Origin of the sequence: Kitasatospora sp. RG8, from assembly GCF_017813315.1 — a bacterium.
In the GTDB taxonomy this organism is placed as follows: Bacteria; Actinomycetota; Actinomycetes; order Streptomycetales; family Streptomycetaceae; genus Kitasatospora.
Genome location: NZ_JAGIYX010000009.1, coordinates 1 through 16,106, shown reverse-complemented (window position 1 = coordinate 16,106; position 16,106 = coordinate 1). Strand labels below are relative to the sequence as shown.

17 protein-coding genes are annotated in these 16,106 nt (G+C 75.8%); 7 read left to right on the top strand and 10 right to left on the bottom strand.

What is annotated here, in order from left to right:
* Positions 1-157: 157 nt before the first annotated feature.
* The 3 genes from J5Y04_RS15740 to J5Y04_RS15730 all read right to left on the bottom strand — a co-directional run bounded on the left by J5Y04_RS15740 (position 158) and on the right by J5Y04_RS15730 (position 3,376).
* Positions 158-1,282, bottom strand: a complete 1,125-nt coding sequence (locus J5Y04_RS15740) for a serine hydrolase (protein ID WP_209412647.1) — start codon at positions 1,280-1,282, stop codon at positions 158-160.
* Between the two features lie 82 nt (positions 1,283-1,364).
* Entirely contained in the window at positions 1,365-2,036 is a 672-nt protein-coding gene (locus tag J5Y04_RS15735) for a DUF4097 family beta strand repeat-containing protein (protein WP_209412646.1), read from the bottom strand.
* An 884-nt stretch (positions 2,037-2,920) separates the two neighbouring features.
* Entirely contained in the window at positions 2,921-3,376 is a 456-nt protein-coding gene (locus J5Y04_RS15730; RefSeq protein WP_209412645.1) for a MarR family transcriptional regulator, read from the bottom strand.
* A gap of 118 nt (positions 3,377-3,494) precedes the next feature.
* On the opposite strand from J5Y04_RS15730, the gene J5Y04_RS15725 reads away from it, so the two are divergent.
* From J5Y04_RS15725 to J5Y04_RS15705, 5 genes are all read left to right on the top strand, one after another.
* Positions 3,495-3,887, top strand: coding sequence for a nuclear transport factor 2 family protein (locus J5Y04_RS15725; RefSeq protein ID WP_209412644.1), 393 nt, complete (start codon positions 3,495-3,497; stop codon positions 3,885-3,887).
* 528 nt (positions 3,888-4,415) lie between these two features.
* Entirely contained in the window at positions 4,416-4,832 is a 417-nt protein-coding gene (locus J5Y04_RS15720) for a hypothetical protein (protein ID WP_209412643.1), read from the top strand.
* Between the two features lie 80 nt (positions 4,833-4,912).
* Entirely contained in the window at positions 4,913-5,659 is a 747-nt protein-coding gene (locus tag J5Y04_RS15715) for a hypothetical protein (RefSeq protein WP_209412642.1), read from the top strand.
* Positions 5,656-5,994 carry a transcriptional regulator gene (locus tag J5Y04_RS15710; protein WP_209412641.1) on the top strand — a complete coding sequence of 113 codons (339 nt, stop codon included), beginning with the start codon at positions 5,656-5,658 and terminating at the stop codon, positions 5,992-5,994. Before J5Y04_RS15715 ends, J5Y04_RS15710 begins: the two co-directional genes overlap by 4 nt.
* Before the next feature lie 136 nt (positions 5,995-6,130).
* Positions 6,131-6,787: a hypothetical protein gene (locus J5Y04_RS15705; RefSeq protein WP_209412640.1), complete on the top strand. Its 657-nt coding sequence runs from the start codon at positions 6,131-6,133 to the stop codon at positions 6,785-6,787.
* A 225-nt stretch (positions 6,788-7,012) separates the two neighbouring features.
* Here J5Y04_RS15705 and J5Y04_RS15700 read toward each other — a convergent pair whose 3' ends face one another.
* Positions 7,013-8,179 (bottom strand): alanine--tRNA ligase-related protein, encoded by a 1,167-nt coding sequence (locus J5Y04_RS15700; protein WP_209412639.1) that lies wholly within the window; start codon positions 8,177-8,179, stop codon positions 7,013-7,015.
* A gap of 430 nt (positions 8,180-8,609) precedes the next feature.
* On the opposite strand from J5Y04_RS15700, the gene J5Y04_RS15695 reads away from it, so the two are divergent.
* Positions 8,610-8,984 carry a hypothetical protein gene (locus J5Y04_RS15695; RefSeq protein WP_209412638.1) on the top strand — a complete coding sequence of 125 codons (375 nt, stop codon included), beginning with the start codon at positions 8,610-8,612 and terminating at the stop codon, positions 8,982-8,984.
* 110 nt (positions 8,985-9,094) lie between these two features.
* Here J5Y04_RS15695 and J5Y04_RS15690 read toward each other — a convergent pair whose 3' ends face one another.
* The 5 genes from J5Y04_RS15690 to J5Y04_RS15670 all read right to left on the bottom strand — a co-directional run bounded on the left by J5Y04_RS15690 (position 9,095) and on the right by J5Y04_RS15670 (position 12,429).
* Positions 9,095-9,478, bottom strand: a complete 384-nt coding sequence (locus J5Y04_RS15690; RefSeq protein ID WP_209412637.1) for a VOC family protein — start codon at positions 9,476-9,478, stop codon at positions 9,095-9,097.
* Between the two features lie 104 nt (positions 9,479-9,582).
* Positions 9,583-10,449: an NmrA family NAD(P)-binding protein gene (locus J5Y04_RS15685; protein WP_209412636.1), complete on the bottom strand. Its 867-nt coding sequence runs from the start codon at positions 10,447-10,449 to the stop codon at positions 9,583-9,585.
* Positions 10,446-10,952: a hypothetical protein gene (locus tag J5Y04_RS15680; protein WP_209412635.1), complete on the bottom strand. Its 507-nt coding sequence runs from the start codon at positions 10,950-10,952 to the stop codon at positions 10,446-10,448. The genes J5Y04_RS15685 and J5Y04_RS15680 overlap by 4 nt, the downstream gene beginning before the upstream one ends.
* 193 nt (positions 10,953-11,145) lie before the next feature.
* The gene (locus tag J5Y04_RS15675) at positions 11,146-11,667 is read right to left on the bottom strand and encodes a MarR family winged helix-turn-helix transcriptional regulator (RefSeq protein ID WP_209412634.1); all 522 of its coding nucleotides are present in this window, start codon (positions 11,665-11,667) and stop codon (positions 11,146-11,148) included.
* Between the two features lie 309 nt (positions 11,668-11,976).
* Complete coding sequence (locus J5Y04_RS15670) at positions 11,977-12,429, bottom strand: SRPBCC family protein (protein WP_209412633.1); 453 nt, start codon at positions 12,427-12,429, stop codon at positions 11,977-11,979.
* Positions 12,430-12,739: 310 nt separating this feature from the next.
* On the opposite strand from J5Y04_RS15670, the gene J5Y04_RS15665 reads away from it, so the two are divergent.
* A complete protein-coding gene (locus tag J5Y04_RS15665; protein WP_209412632.1) occupies positions 12,740-12,886 on the top strand; it encodes a hypothetical protein in 147 nt (48 codons plus the stop codon).
* A 66-nt stretch (positions 12,887-12,952) separates the two neighbouring features.
* Here J5Y04_RS15665 and J5Y04_RS15660 read toward each other — a convergent pair whose 3' ends face one another.
* The gene (locus tag J5Y04_RS15660) at positions 12,953-15,892 is read right to left on the bottom strand and encodes a hypothetical protein (protein ID WP_209412631.1); all 2,940 of its coding nucleotides are present in this window, start codon (positions 15,890-15,892) and stop codon (positions 12,953-12,955) included.
* Positions 15,893-16,106: the final 214 nt, after the last annotated feature.

The window sequence follows — 16,106 nt, the reverse complement described above, 5'->3', positions numbered from 1 at the left end:
TTATCGATAACCCTCTGCCGCCCCGTCAATGGCCCGCGGCCACCTGCCCGGTTCGTCCCGGTACCGCGGTGCGCACCGGTGCGCACCGGTTCCGCCGCTCCGGCGAGCGCCCTTCGCCGCCCCGAGGGCGACTCCCGGTCCGCGGGGACCGGCGCGGTCAGCCCGTGGCCCGCGCGCCGCAGAACACGGCCTTGATGAGCCGGTCCAGGGCCTTCGGGAACTCCTGTGCCGGGTCGATCGCGGCGTCGCCCATGGTCAGCCCGGCGGTCAGGGTCCTGCTGCCGTCGGGCGTGCTGATCATCAGCGCGCCGTAGCCGCCCGGGGCGCCGCCATTGTGGTGGACGATGGTGATGCCGCCGCCGTCCGGTCCCAGGTCCTGCACGAACAGCCCCAGGCCGTAGCCGAGCATCCCGTGCGGCGTGCGCATCTCGGCCAGCAGCGGGGCCGGCAGGAGCCTGCCGCCCAGCAGCGCGGAGAAGAACGTGTGGAGGTCCCGGGTGGTCGAGATCATGTCGCCGGCGCCGACCAGGAGGGAGAGGTTCTGGCGGGTGACGTCGGCCACCTTCCACTGGCCTGCCTCCTGGTAGCGGCAGTAGCCGTGGGCGTGCGGCGCGGGGAGTTCCGGTGAGTCGCCCGGCACCACGGTGTCCCGCAGACCGAGCGGCTCCAGGATCCGCCGCTGCATCTGGTCGGCGTACGAGCCGCCGGTGGCCTGCTCGATGAGCAGCACGGCCAGCGTGTAGTTGGTGTTGGAGTAGCTCTGGTCGGTCCCCGGCTCGAACCGTGCCGGCTTGGACAGGGCGAACTGCACGAGCTCCTGCGGCCGGTAGCTGTGGAACCGGTTGTCCACCCACGGCTTGCCCGTCGCGGCTATCCCCGGCACGAACGTCCCGTCAGGGTCCGGCTCTCCGGTGTAGCTGTACAGCCCGCTGGTGTGCTGGAGCAGCATCCGCACGGTGATCCGCCGGTCCAGCCCGAGCCCGGGCAGGTAGCCGGCCACCGGGGCGTCGAGTCCGACGGTGCCGTCGGCCACCAGGTGCAGCACCAGGGCCGCGACGAAGGTCTTGGTGGAGCTGCCCACCCAGAACCGCCCGTCCGTCGGCGGCTTGGCGCTCTCGCCCAGCTTGCGCACCCCGGCGCTGCCGACCCACTCGCCCCGCTCGTCGTTCACGCGCATCTGCAGGCCGGCGAAGCCTGCGTCGACGAACTCCTGGACGGCCTTCTGCAGTTCCGGGCGCTCGGGCCCGGCGTTGTTCCCGGTGGTGTGCAGGGCCTTGCCCATGATTGTTCCTTGTCTCGTGGAAGGACGTGCAGGACGTGCAGGACGTGTCCGGGCGGCCCGCAGGCGTGGCCGCGGCGGCTGTTCAGATGGTGCGGGCGGTGATGTTGCCGTAGGAGGTGGTCGCGGTGATGGCCAGGCCGGCGGCGGCGGTGTCGGTGTTGTGCAGCGTGTTGTGGATCCGGCCGTAGGCGGTGCCGGCGTCGAGGGTGGCGCAGACGCCGCGGGCGGCGCCGACCGTGATGTCGCCGTGCTCGGTGCGCAGTGTGAGGGTGCCGCCGGTGGCCTCGGTGATGGTGAGGTCGCCGCTCTGGGTGGTGAGGTGGGCGGGGCCGGTGAGGCGGCCGAGGCGGATGTCGCCGGCCTGGAGGGTGAGGCGGGCGCCGGCGCTCTCCTCCAGGTCGACGGTGGCCTGGGCGGCGTCGAAGGCGACCTCGCCGAGGCGTCCGGTGCCGTGGAGTTCGGCGAGGGCGGCCTTGGCCTCGACGCGGGAGCCGGCCGGCAGCTGGACGGTGACCTCGACCTGGCCGGAGTTGCCCAGCACCCGGTTCTTGGCCGCCGGGGCCTGGATCCGCAGCACGCCGCCGCCGTACTCGACGGTGACCTGCTCCGCCGCCTTCACGTCCCGGCCCTTGGAGGCGTCCTTCGCCAGGACCTCCACCACGGTGTCGCCCCGCTCGGCGGCGACCAGGCGGATCAGGCCCGCCGGGATGTCCAGGACCGCGGCGACGGGGGCGGGGGTGTCGAACTTCTGCATGGTCTCTCTCCTGCGATCGCGCTTGCACTCCGTGTTTCTGACAACGGAAAAGCTACGTTGCTTTCCATTTCCTGACAACTTGTTCGTTGCGCGATAGCAGCATCAGTGCAGCTCAGAGCGATGAAATCGTTGCACTGGGATCAAATCTAACGCAACGACAGCTACCGGAGTCGTTGCAATGGAGTGAAGTGAACGCCGTGCGGGGAACGGTCGCGGCCCCTCCCGCGGGCCGCCTGCCGGCGGCGGGCAGGCGTCCGTGCAGGTGATACCGGGTCAGGGCGACGGCGGGAGGTGGCGGAGGCGGCCTCCCGCCGTCCGCTTCGGCATCACCACCAGGGCCCGGCCGTCCCCCAGGGCGTCGGCAGGACCCGGGGCGTCGGCAGGACCCGGGGCGGGACGGCCGGCCGTGCCGACGCCCCCCGGCTCCCCCGCCGTGCCCCCGGGCTGCCCGGGCCGCCGGCCCGGCCCCCGGCGACGATGACGGCCCGCCGGGGTGAACGCGCCGCACGGCTCCCTCGGTTCGCCGGCGATCGGCGCCGCCCATGGCCCTGCGCGCGGGCGCGGAGCGAGACGCGCGCAGGGCGAGACGCGCGCAGGGCGAGACGCGCGCAGGGCGAGACGCGCGCAGGGCGAGACGCGGCACGAACGGTTCCAACGGCTCGCTGATCGGCGACATCGTCACGGTCGTGAACACGAGGGAGAAGACCGTCGCCCCCGACAACGGGCTCGGCGGCTGGAACCTCCCCTGGGCGAACCGGTAGACCCCGCCCCGCTCACCCGTACACACCGCCCGCACACACCGCCCGTGACGGACAGGGCAGGCGATCCCCAGGCCGGGCAGCCCGGCGGCGGGCCGAACCGGGACGCACGGTGGGTGGTGACGGTCAGTCGTGGTCGGGGGCGAAGGGCCCCTCGTCGACGAAGCGGCGCAGGAGGCGGGCGAAGGCCTGGGCGTCGGCCTGCGGCCAGGTGGCGAGCGAGTCCTCGATGCCGGTGGCGAGCCGCTGCCTGGTGGCCGCGACGACGGTGCGGCCGTCGTCGGTGAGGGCGAGCAGCGTGGCGCGGCCGTCGGCCGGGTCGGGCTGACGCTGGAGGAGCCCGGCCCGCTCCAGGCGGTCGGCGCGGCGGGTGACGGTCGTGCGGTCGAGCCCGATCTCGCGGCCGAGGTCGGCGGCGCTGCACGCGCCGGTCCGGGCCAGGCCGCTGAGGACCGGGTAGGTGAGGTCGTCGACCGCCTCCCCCAACCCCTCCGTCAGCCGGGTGTAGAGGCGGGCCCGGGTGCTGCGCCGCAGGAGCAGTCCGAGGGCGTCGGCGATGTCGTGTCCCGTCGAGTTCTTCACCCCTTCAGATTAGCGTGCGCGACGCACGCTTTCCCTGTACCGTCATAAGCGTGCTTAAGGCACGTATCTCCGGTCGATCCACGGCGGGCCGTTCCCGCCCCCATCCGAAGGAATCCCCGTGAACCACACCGACATCCGCGCCGCCCTCACCGACCTGCTCCTCACCCCGGGCCTCGACCTGGACGAGGCCGCCGACCGGCACTTCGCCCCCGACTACCGCCAGCGCACCGACGGCAGCTGGGCGGACCGCACGGAGTTCCTCGCCCACATCGCCCACCTGCGCACGGTCGTCGCCGACGGGTCGGTCGAGGTCCACGACGAGCTCGCCTCCGGCGACCGGTACGCCGACCGCCACACGATGGAGGTCGTCAAGGCCGACGGGTCCACCGTCCGCATGGAGGTCTACGTCTTCGCCGAGTTCGCGCCCGACGGCCGCTTCCGCCGCATCGAGGAGACCACCCTCATGCTCGAAGGCGCCGACGGCGACCGGAACCTCGGCAGCGCCCGCTGACCGTTCGCCATCCGCCCGCACCCATGCCCGTGGCCGCGCCACCTCCCGTGCCCGCTCCCGTGCCCGTTCACATGTCCGCGGCAGTTCTCCGCCGCCGCGCCGGGCCGTGGGGTACCGCCGATGCGCCAGGGCACTGCCGTCGGCCTGCCGGTGGCCCGGCCGACCGGTTGGCGCCCACCGCCTCCGGCCGGTCCGGCCCGGAACGTCCGCCGCCGGCCCGCCGTTCGCACCGTGCCGGGCGGCCCGCAGGCGTGGCCGCGGCGGGTTTTCAGATGGTGCGGGCGGTGATGTCGCCGCAACGACAGCTGCTTCGGATCGTTGCAGTGAAGCGAGGCGGACGCCGCGCGGGGAACCACGCCGGCCCCTCCCCCGGCCGGGCCGGCGTCCGGCTCCCGGCGTCAGCGCCGCACCGGGGCGCTCCGCCGTCCGGGTGGACCGCCGCAACGGCATCGCACGCCCCTCGTTCAACCCGAGTGCCCACCGCAAACAGAGCGGCGGGCACACACCCCAGGGAAGAAGGAGGACCTGATGCACCCGGTCGTCGCCAGGGCCGCAGCACTCGCGTCCGCGGCCGCCATCGTCCTGCTCGCCACCGCCGCACCGGCCGGCGCCGCAGCGGGCCGGCGCAGCAGTGACGCCTGCACCCACAACTGGTCCGGCCCCAAGGTCTGCATCGCCATCGACGGGCACGACGACTGGGCGCGGCGCCTGACGGTGACGTGGACCAACCCGGGCAAGGCGACCAGGTCCACCGCACTCCTCCACGAGGGCGACCAGCAGGTCGAGGTCCACGAGCGGATGACCGGCACCGCCCGCGACGGGAGGATCACCGCCGAGTGGACCGACATCGAGGTCGCCTGGGGCCGTCTGTGCGGCAGCTTCACCGACACCCCGAACGTGTGGGCCTGCGTGGACATCCACAGCGGCGGCGCGTACTCCAGCTGACCTGCCGTCAGCCGGTCTCCGGGTCCTGCGGTGCGCGCAGCTCTCTTGTCACAACTGGTTTGTGATGCAAAGCTGATTTCATGACAGACGCATCAGTGCCTTCGTCGGTGACACCCCGTGAACTCCTGTCCGACCTCGGCAACTTGACCCGCCAGGTCCGCGCCGTTCAGCGCGGCACCTGGTTCCCCCTCCTGCTGCTGGGCGTGCTCACGTTGGGCGGAATCCTGGTCGGCCGCCTGACCTTCAGGGTCGAGACCGTGCCCTGCCCGGCGGGTGACGCCGCGGCGGGCGGCGGCTGCACCCTGATCACGCAGGGCTCGGCGGTGTACTGGCCCGTCGGGCTCGCCCTGGCCTACGCCGCGACGGCGTTCTTCTACATCCGCCGCTCCCGCAACCGCGGGGTCGGCACTGCGGTCAGGCCGTACGTCACCACCGGGATCGTCCTGGTCGGCCTGGCGGGTGCAACCGCGTTGTGGAGCCTGCGCCACGGTCTGCCGCAGCCCGGCGCCCCGGTCGACTTCTGGGGTCTGCACCTCGACCCCGGTTCCGGGACGACGATGTTCCTCGAACGGCTCGCCGGGAACGCCACGGCGGTCGGGCTGCCGCTGCTGGTGCTGTCCTGGGTGGAGCGCAGCCTCGCCCTGGCGCTGCTCGCCGCGGTGTACCTGGCCGTCGAGCTGGTGCCGCTCACCACCGGCTGGGCGGGGATCGCCCCCGCCTCGCCCTGGTCCGCCCTGCCCCACTTCGCCGTCCCCGGTGTACTCCTCCTGCTCGGCGCGCTCGGCTTCGGCCTGGCCCAGCGGCCCCGCCGACGTGCCGCGTCATGACCGCTCGGCCCGACCCGCATCCCGTCACCGGCCTGGACGACGTCGTCCACCAGCGAGTCCGCCTCGGCATCCTCACGGTCGCCCACCAGGCGCGCCGGGTCGAGTTCGGCTTCCTGCGCACGGCGCTGAGCCTGACCGCCGGAAACCTCAGCCAGCACCTGGCCGTCCTCGAGAAGGCCGGACTGGTCGACATCGAGAAGGGCTACGAGGGCAGACGTGCCCGCACCTGGCTCTCCCTCACCCCGGCCGGCGACCGCGCCCTGCGGGACGAGGTCACCCAGCTCAAGCGGCTCATCCACGAGATCGAGCACGGCGGCCCGCCCCCGGAGTCCTGACGGGGGCTCCCCTCCGGGGCGGGCCGGCCGTGAGCGGCTCCCGCCGGCGGCCGGCTGCCCGGGAAGAACCGTTGACCGGATTGCCCGCCGGGAACCCGGAGGCGGCGAGGACCGGGACCGGGAGATGATGCGGCCCATGAGCTTTCGCGTGTACGCCGGGCGCGTGCGTGACCGTGGTCTTCCCTTCGGCAGGCGCCACCGGGCCCTGAGGAATGCCGTGGGCTGCTACTGCCCGCTCGGGTTCAACGGGACGTGGGCGTACCTGAGCGCGGCAGGTGACCTCGGGAAGGACGAGGCCGCACTGCTGCACGCCCTGGATCGGCTGGAGGCCAGCCGCACGGTGTGGATCGGGGAGATGGAGGCGTTCGCGGAGCGCCGCGGCGCCGAGAAGGCCCGGCACCGGCGCACTCCGCGCCGGGCCGAGACGCGCCACCTGCTCGGGTGGAGGTGGCCCGGACCCGAAGGGAGGCAGGCGGTTCTCGGCGAGGTCGGGCGGCTGCGGGCCGTGCACCACCGCTCCCCCTTCCCCGACGTCCCGGCCGAGGACAAGGACGCCCTGGCCGAGCTGGACACGTGGCTGGCCGGCTGCGCCTCGGCCTACCTCGCGAACGGCGCGGACCTCGACGCCGGCCGGCGGGACGCCATCGCGGACCGCCTGCCGCAACTGCGCCGGCACGTCGCCCGGCTGGGACGTCCGTGGGACTTCCCCCAGGCGTACGAGCACTTCCGCCTCCTGCTGAAGACGGCCGAGCTGATCCACAACGACACGGCCGCCCGGGACACCCGGGGGTGAACCCCGGGGCCGTGCACCCTTCGCGGCCCCGGGCGGCCCCGGGCGGCCCCGGCCGGCTCCCAGCCGGTCGGCCGGCTCCGGCCTGGTGGCGGGCCGGCCCGCGGCGCGTGCGGCGGGTCCGCGGTCCGGCTGCGCGGTGGATCCCGTTCCTCGTTGCCGGGGATCCACCGCGCAGGGTGGTCACGTCCCGAGAACCGTTCGGCTCCGGTGCCGTGGCCCGGGTCGTCACTGCGGCCGCAGGTCCAGGACCAGCTCGCGTGGCAGGCCGTGGGTGTCGTGGAGGTAGTGGAGGTCGTCCTCGGTCAGCGGGCCGCGGAAGCGGGGGCGGGAGAGCACCTGGCGGCCGCGGTCCAGGAGGCGGCCGAACCGGTGTTCCTCGTCGAGCAGCACCTGGCGCACGGACTGCGGGTCCACGTCCTGGCGGAAGCGGTCCAGGGTGTGCCGGACCAACTCGACCGGCAGGTCGCCGAGTCCGCGCTGCGGGTCGCCTTGGCGCAGCACGGTGAGCACCCGGCGCACCAGGCGGCGCAGCACGTATCCGCGGCCGGTGTTGGACGGGCGGACGCCGTCGCCGATGACGACGATGGCCGAGCGCAGGTGGTCGCAGACCAGTCGCAGTGACGGTTCGTCCAGCCGCCACAGGGGCGGGACGAGGCGGCGCCAGGGGTCGAAGACGTCGCTGCCGAAGACCGAGGAGCGGCCCTGCAGCAGTGAGGAGAGCCGTTCCAGGCCGAGTCCGGTGTCGATGTTGCGTTGGGGAAGCGGGACGAGCGTGCCGTCGTCGAGGCGCCGGTGGCGCATCATCACGTGGTTCCACACCTCCACCCAGCGGTCGTCCCGGGTGGGCGTCGACTGCGGCGGGGTGTCGCCGGTCCACAGGAAGATCTCCGAGTCCGGGCCGCACGGGCCGGTGGGTCCGTTGGACCACCAGTTGTCCTCGGCGGTGAGTTCGACCGGCACGCCGAGGTCCTGCCACAGCTCCAGCGAGCTCGTGTCCGGGCCGACCTGGTCGTCGCCGCCGAAGACGGTGACGTGGAGCAGGCCCGGATCGATGCCGAACCCGTCGGTGAGCAGGCCGTAGCCCCAGTCGAGGCTCTGCGGGCCCTCGTAGTCGCCGAGGGACCAGGTGCCGAGCATCTCGAAGACGGTCAGGTGGGTGGGGTCGCCGACCTCGTCGAGGTCCGTGGTGCGCAGGCAGCGCTGGACGTTGACCAGCCGCCTGCCGAGCGGGTGCGGGCGCCCCTCCAGGTGGGGTGTGAGGGGGTGCATGCCGGAGGTGGTGAAGAGCACCGGGTCGCCGGGCGGGGGCAGCAGTGTCGAGCCCGTGATCCGGCGGTGGCCGCGTTCCTCGTAGTACTCGGTGAAGGTGCGGACGAGCTGGTCGGTGTTCATGGGGCGGTCCCTTCGCGTGTGCCGGGTGGGGAGGCACCGGACAACAGGGCCGCGCGGTCTTCGCAACCGGGGAGGGGAACGCCTCAGGGCCACCGGCGGACCGTGTCCGGTCGCCGGGGAGAGGGGGGTACGTCAGGCGGCGGCAACCGGCGAGCTGGTCGCTCGCGCGGTGGCGGTGTTCGGGCCGGTGACGTTCATGGCGCCGAGGGTAACGCGGCCGGTGCCCGCGGGGCACGCGGTTTACCGCCCGGACGCCCGGGGCGGGGCGGGCGGCGGGCCGGGCGGGCATCCGGGCGGGCATCCGGGCGCGTCACGGTACCGCCGGCGCTGCCGGCCCGCGTCCCGGCACCGTGACGCGCCCGGCGGATAATGGCCGGGGCCGCGGGCCGGCAGCGCCGGCGGCACCGATCGACGGAGAGGCAGAGGACGGATGACCCTGGAGGAAGGCCGGCGTGTCCGGTTGGCCGAGGACATCGGGATCGGCGAGGCGGTCGCCGGGGAGCCCGGGGCCGTCGTCGGGTTCCTCTCGCTGGGGGCCGGGGCCGAGGGCACCGTGGAGCGGGTGGACGGGGAGCTCCCGGAGAGCGAGGAGGTCCGCGAGTACCAGCGGCTCAAGGCGCTGTTCGAGGACTACGGGCACACCATGCCGGAGGCGAGCCGCCGGCGGCTGGAGGCGGAGATCGCCGCGCTGGAGCCGCAGTGGGCCGCGTACCGGGACCAGGGGAAGCGGGTGACGGTCCGGGTCCGGCTGGACAACGGCCTCGTCATCGACGGGGCGCACCAGGACGTCCTCACCCCGCTGTGAGGCAGGACGGGCCGGTGTGGCGTGCGAAGCCGCACCGGCCCGTCGGCCGGTCCCGCGTCGTCGGCGTGCCGGACGGGCCGGCCGACGCCGTCACCGAGTGGCCGTCATGATCACGGCCGGGAGGGCGACGGACTGCCGATCCGCAGCAGGTTCCCGCTGCGGTCCACGAGGGCGAACTCCCGCATGCGGTACGAGGTGTCGGCGGGTGCCGTCAGACGGCTGCCCGTGACGTCGTCACGGGGGACGCCGATCTCGGCCCACGCCCGGTGGAGGGCGTCCGCGTCATCCACGTGGACGTAGCAACTGCCGGCCGTGGCCAGCGGGTCCACCTGCGCATCGTGCTGGAAGTGCAGTTCCACGGACCCCCGGACCAGGATCAGGTAACCGTGCCACCCGGCCCGGGCGCCACGGGACTCGAAGCCCAGGCGGCCGTAGAAGTCGAGCGTCTCGTCCAGGTCCCGGCTCGGCAGGACGGGCACCGCGTACTCGTTCACCCCCCGACCGTAGTCCGTCCCCTCGCCTTTGACGCCCCGCTTCCGGAACGCGTGCCGGACGGCCCGGCCCGCCGTGCCGTGCCGTGCCGTGCCGTCCGGGGTGGTCAGCGGAACCGGTGCAGGTTCTCGCCGAGGAAGGCCTCCAGGGTGCGCGGGGCGCGCCCGGCGAGGCGCAGGAAGGTGTCGTCCGGCGTCTCCTTGCGGACCACGGCGAGCTGCTGGATCTCCACCACGTGGGTGGCCAGCCAGTGCGGCATCCGGGCCCGGTCGACCAGGTGGGCGTGCAGCTCGGACGGGCTCAGGTCGAGGTAGCGGACCGGCCGGCCGAGCAGCCCGCCCAGCAGTGCGGTGAGTTCCGGGTGGCTGTAGGCCCGCCCGCCGGTGAGCGGGTACGTGCCGCCGGCCAGCTCCGGGCGGGTGAGGACCTCGGCCGCGGCGTCCCCGATGTCCCGGACGTCCACGTAGTTGCACCGCGCCTGGCCCGTCGCGCCGTGCACCACTCCGGCGGCGGCGATGCCGGGCGCCAGGAGCAGCAGCTTCTGCATGAAGGCGTACGGCCGCAGGACGGTGGCGGTGATGCCGCAGGCGCGCAGCCGCTCCTCGACCAGGTGGTGGCCGCGGGAGACGGCGACGGGGGAGTCCGGCTCGGCGGCGGGCGCGGAGACCTTGACGATGTGCCGCACGCCGCAGTCGGCGGCCGCCTCGATCGCGTTCAGCTCGTACCGGACCTGGTGCGGGCCGTTGGCCATGGTGAGGAAGAGCTGGTGCGCGCCGCGCAGGGCCGTCCGCAGGGACTGCGGGTCGGCGGCGTCGGCGGGGAGGACCGCGGTGCGGGCGAGCGTGTGCTCGTCGAGTGCGGCGGCCAGGCGGGCGGGGTCGCGGCTCAGGGCGCGGGCCGGTGCGCCGAGGGCGGTGAGGCTGCGCAGGGTGGCGCCGCCGGTGGCGCCGCCGGCGCCCATGATGACGATCATGATGTCTGCCTTTCGGGTCGGGGTGTGGTGGGGAGCCGGTACTCCGGCGTGAGGGTGGGGCGGGCGGGGTGGGTGGGGCGGCTGCCGCGCCAGCGCCAGGTGGTGACGGTGGCCGCGATCGCCGAGGAGAGCGGCAGGTCGACCGGCAGCCGGCGCGGCCACGGGCTGTGGGCGAGGGCCGGTACCTGCGGCAGCCAGCGGGCGGCGGCGAGGCCGGCGGCGAGGCCGAGCGCCGCGGCGGCCAGGCCCAGGACGGCGGCCGCGAGCGCGCGCGGGGTCCGGGCGGGACGGGTGCGGACGGGGCGGCGGCGCAGCGTGGCGCCGAGGGCGGCGGCCACCAGGGCGGAGGTGGCGCCGATGGTGGTGAGGGCCGCGGCCACCAGCTGCGGCTGCCGGGTGACGGCCCCGCCGAGACCGGCCGTCACGGCGGGCATGGCGTAGGCGGCCAGGACCTCGCGCCACAGGACGAAGGGCGGCGGGGCGCCGGGGGCCTTCTTGCTCATGGGTTGTCCTCTCTGCTGATGTGATTAGGGAGCTAAGTATTTGTGCTTAGGCACCTAACTATTGGGCCGTAAGGAAGGCGGGCCGCCCGGCCCGCCTCGCCCGAGCGGGGCTCGCTTCCCCGGGGCCACTCCCCCGGGATCAGTCCCCGGGATCAGTCCCCGGGGGCAGTCCTCGGGGCCGGCCCCCCGGGGGTCAGTCCTCGGTGAGTGCGTCGATGCCCGCGACCACCCGGGCCAGCAGGGCGAGGAAGGTGGCGCACTCCTCGGGGGAGAGCCCGCCGACCAGTGCCTGCATCCGGGCGAAGTGCTCGGGTGCCAGGTCGCGCAGCTTGCCGGCGCCGCGCGCGGTGAGGATCACCACGTTGCCGCGCCCGTCCTCGGTGGACGGCCGGCGGGCCACCAGGCCCTCCCGCTCCAGGCCGTCGACCAGGCCGGTCACGGTCGCCCGGGAGACGCCGAGGCTCGCCGCGAGCTGGGAGGGCGACTTCTCGCCGCCGTGGTCCTCCAGGTCGGCCAGCAGCCGGTAGCGGCCGGTGGAGAGGCCGAAGCGGCCGAAGTGGACCTCGCCGGCCTGGCCGATCCGGGCGCCGGCCGCCATCAGCCGCGCCGCGACCAGGACCGCCTGCGGGTCGGCCGTGAGGCCGTAGCGGGCGATCTGGCGGCGGGCCTGGTCGAGGGTGGGCGCGACGGGGCCGGTCCCGGGATGCTGGGTCACGAGAAGTAATATGGCGCCTAATCAGATCTCCGGTCAAGCGGAGCCCCGGCGGCGCGGCTCCCGCTCCGGCCCGCCCGGGGCCGCGGGCGCGCCCGGTGTCCGGGCCGCCGTGCCCGGGGCCGCGGGCGCGCCCGGCTGCGAACGTCCCCTACGGCACCGAGACGGGCCCGGGCGTCCAGCGCGTCGTCGGGAACTACTTCGGCGTGGTGTCCCAGCCGCTGCCGTAGCCGCAGTCCGGCCCGGCCCGGTGGAACGGCCCCGACCGCCACGGCGGCGCAGCGCCGCCGACGGCATCGGCGACGGGCGCCGTCAGCCGCCGGGGGCCGGGCCGGGGCCGGCCGGGGCGCCGCGGTCCTCGACGAACCGCTTGAAGCGGCGCAGGTCACCCCGGACCTGGCGGTCGAGGATGCCCAGCTTGTCGGCGGCCTTCTCGGCCAGGCCGGTGGGCTGGAAGGCCATGGTCATCCGCACCCGCGTCCGGGCGTCGTCGAGCGGCTCCAGGTCGACCGTGCCGGTGTGCTTCACGCTCTCGCCGGTGGTGCGCCAGGCGACCCGTTCCCCGGGCACCCGCTCGACGATCTCGGTCTCGAACTCCCGGGCCAGCCCGGCGATCTTCGTACGCCAGTGGGCGTGGCGGTCGTCCAGCTGCCTGACCTCCTCCACGCCCTCCATGAACTGCGGGAAGTCCTCGAAGGTCGCCCACAGGTCGTAGACCACGCGGACCGGCACGTCCACGTCGATCGACTCCACCACCCTGCTCATCGCCACACCTCTCCGGGCTGTCGCCGCAGGCCGCACCCCTTTCAATCTGGTCCCTCGGCGCAGCGGCGGCAAGCCGGTCCCCCGCCGGGTGCGGCCGGGAGGGCTGGCCGGACCCGGTCCGCTGGAGCGTGACGGCACCGCCCACGCCGCAGCCGGCCCGGAAGAGGGACAGCGGCCGGTTCCCGGCGGGCCCGGGCGCCCTGGGGCCCGCCTGCGCCGGGACCGGGGCAGTGGCCGGGGCCGGACGTACGGACCACTCGACGGCCGCCCGCTTGCGCAGGCGCTCCGCCCTCGCGGTGTCCCCGTCCAGGTGCTGGACCAGGAGCTCCAGGTTGCCCGCGCCGATGAGCCGCGTGCCGGCGACATCGCCGCCTTCGCCACCGCGCTCATCGGCGCCCTCACCGCTCTCGGCCGCCGCCGCGCCGCCAAGCGCCCGCCCGCCCGGCACGACGCCTGAGCACCGCTCCGGCCCTGACCGTCCCGGCCGGGACGGTCAGGGATGGGCCGGTCAGGGCCGGGACGGTCAGGGGTGGTCGCCGGCCCGCAGGTGGGTGGTGACCTGGCGGCGGCCGCCGGTCAGGGCCTCGGTGAGGACGGCGAGCGCGGCCAGCGCGGCGAGGGCCGCCGCCGGCAGGACGAGCGGCCCGGCCGCGGGGCGCAGGCCGGCCGGCACCGGGGCGCCGACCAGGGCGGACAGGTCGACGGCCGGGCCGAGCAGGGCGACGGCGGCCAGCGCGGCGAGGGCGCCGCCGGCCGCGGCCGTGAGGGTCTGCGGCAGCGTCTCGGCGAGGATGAGCGCGAGGCCCTGACGGGAGCGCAGGCCCATGGTGCGCAGCCGGGCGAGCAGGGCGGCCCGGTCGGGGGCGGCGCGCAGCAGGGTGAGCAGGAGGGCGAGCAGGGCGAGCGCCCCGGCGGCGGTGACCGCGTGGCGGAAGAAGCGGGCGGCGGCGTGCTGGAGCGGGTCCCTGGCGAGGTCGGCGGTGACGGCGGCGCTGGTGCGGGTCAGGTAGCCGCTGCGCAGGGCGTCGGGGTCGTTGCCGACGACGGCGGCGGAGGCGGTGGGCCCGGCGGTGGGCGGGGCGCCGGGGTCGGCGAGGTCCGAGGGCGGGAGTTGGCGCACCAGGGCGGCGAGGGCGGGCTCGTCGATGCGGCCGACGGCGAACCAGTCGGTGGCCCTGGCGAGTTCGGGCAGCACGGCGGTGGCCGCCGGGGTGGGCAGGACGATGAAGGGCCGGGTGGCGCCGGGCAGTGCGGGGGTGGCGTCGACGGCGCCGGCGCGCACGGCGAGCACCTCGCCGCCGCTGGGCAGCCGCAGCCGGTGGCCGCCGGGGCCGAGGTGGCGTGCGAGGTCGGCGCTGAACAGGGCGGGGACGGCGGGCGCCGCGGTGCCGGGGGCGGGGGCGGTGCCGGGGACGGCGGGCCCTGCGGTGTCGGGGGCGGGCGGTGCGGTGAGCAGGGCCGGGTCGAAGGTGCCCGTCCCGACGGTGCGGGCGATCCGCGCGTACGCCTGGGGTTCGGCGACGACCAGGGTGACCTGGGTGGCGTGGGGGTCGACGCCGGTGCCGACGCCCGGGACGCCTTCGAGCAGGAAGGCCTCGCTCTCCAGCCGGACGGTGGTGGCGGCCTCCACCCCCGGCAGGGCGGCGGCGGCCGGGCCGAAGCCGGGTGGCAGGGTGCGCCCGGCCGGTGCCGCGGCGGAGGCGTCCGCGCCGACGGTGAGCCGGGCGGCCTGCCGGCGGGCGAGGCCGACGCCGTCCAGGACGGTCGAGCCGAAGCCGGCGGTGGTGACGGCGAGCACCAGGGCGAACAGCGGCAGGGTGGAGGGGCGGGGCCGGCCGCCGGTGCCGCGGGCGGCGCGGGCCAGGCCCAGGAAGCCCACCAGTGCGGGGCCGCGGGCGGCGGCGCGGGCCGCCGCGGCGGCGAGCAGGGGCAGCAGCCGGGCCAGCAGCAGTGCCGCGGTGAGGGCGATCAGCAGGGGCGCCGCGACGAGCAGCAGGTCGGGGCCGTCGCCGGGCGGTGCGGCGCCGCGGCGGCGCTCACCGGCCACGGCGGCGGCGGTGAGGGCGAGGACGACGGTCTCGGCGCACAGGCGTACGCGCCGGGCGGCCCGGCCCCGGTGGCGGTCCTGCCCCGGTGGCAGCGCGGCGCGGACGGGGACGGTGAACAGCGCGAGCACGGTGGTGACCAGGGCGGCCGTGACGGCCGCCGTCCAGCGCGGGGTGGGCAGCAGCCACAGGGCCAGTGCCGTGGCCGTCGCGGCGGCCGGGAGCACCGGCACCGCGGCCTCGCCGCACAGGCGCAGCAGGACGCCGGCGGCGGAGGCGCCGCGGGCGCGCAGCAGCCGCAGTTCGGCGCCGCGTCGTTCGGTGGTGAGGGCGGCGGCCAGGGCGAGGACGATGCCGGCGATCCCGGCGACGGCCGCCGGTCCGATCGCGGCCAGGGGTGCGACGGCGCCCTGGCGGGCGGCGGCCTGGGCGAGGTGGCCGGGCAGGCGGGAGACGGTCGTCAGGTCGGGGCGTGCGGTGGCCGCGCCCAGGTGGGCGGCGGCGGGGCCGGTCAGGTGGGAGGCGAGGCCGCGCTGGGCCTCGGGCAGCCGGTCGGCGCGCAGGGCGCCGGTGTCGACGGGCAGCCGCCAGAAGTCGCGTGCCGGGCGGCCGCCCCAGGCGGCGAGGGTGCGCAGGTCGTCGCCGCCGACGATCCCGGCGGTGTGCCAGAAGCGGGTGTTCGGGTCGCTGAGGGAGCGTTCCAGGCACGCCCGGCCGGTGCAGGGCAGGTCGCTCCAGTACGGCTCGGCCTGGTCGGTGACGGTGTAGAGGCCGCTCACGCGGACCTGTCGCGAGGTGGCGGAGTCGTCCTGGAGGACGTCGCCGAGGCGGATGCCGATGGTGTCGGCGGCGGCGCGGCTGACGGCGATGGGGATCGGCTCGCCGGGGGCGGAGCGGCCCGGCCAGGCGCCGGCGACCAGGGTGGTGTGCTCGGTGAGGCCGTGCAGGTAGAGCAGGTGCAGGGTGGGGTTGGAGCGGCCGTCGGGGCGGTCCAGGCCGGGGTTGGCGAGGGCGCGGTGCTGGACGGCCTGGGCGCCGAAGACCGCTCCGGAGGGCGCCACGGAGTAGCCGGGGCCGGTGGCGGCGAGGAGTTCGGCGGCCACGCGCTCCAGGTCGGCGGCACTTTCGGCGCGGTCGCCGAGGGGTGCGGAGGCGGTGCTGGTCAGGCTGGTCTCCAGCGGGCCGCGGTCGTGGAGGAAGTCGCGCAGCGCGGCGTCGGCGCCACGGTCCAGGGCCCGGGGGAAGGCCGCGGCCAGGAACACCAGGGCGAAGGCGAGGGCGGCGGTGAGCAGCGCGGCGAGGGGCTGGGTGCGCAGCCTGGTGCGGACCCAGGGGGCGGGCCGGTGCTCGCCGGCGGGCGTGGCGGGGCGGCTGCGGGCGGGGGCGCGGGATGGGCTGGTGCGGGCGGGGCGGGTCACGTGGTCCTTCCGTCGGGCGGGGCGGCGGTCACCGACGTTCCGTCACGGGGTAGCGGACGATGGTGTCAGGGCGGGGGTCCGGAACGGAAGGGACGCGTGCGGAGCTTGTGCCGAAAGGGCAGGTCCGGTACGGACGTTCGGGCAACGGCGGGGCGGCGCCGCCGCGGGGCGGGCGGCGGCGGGGCGGCGGCGGGCGCACGGCGGCGGGGCGGGG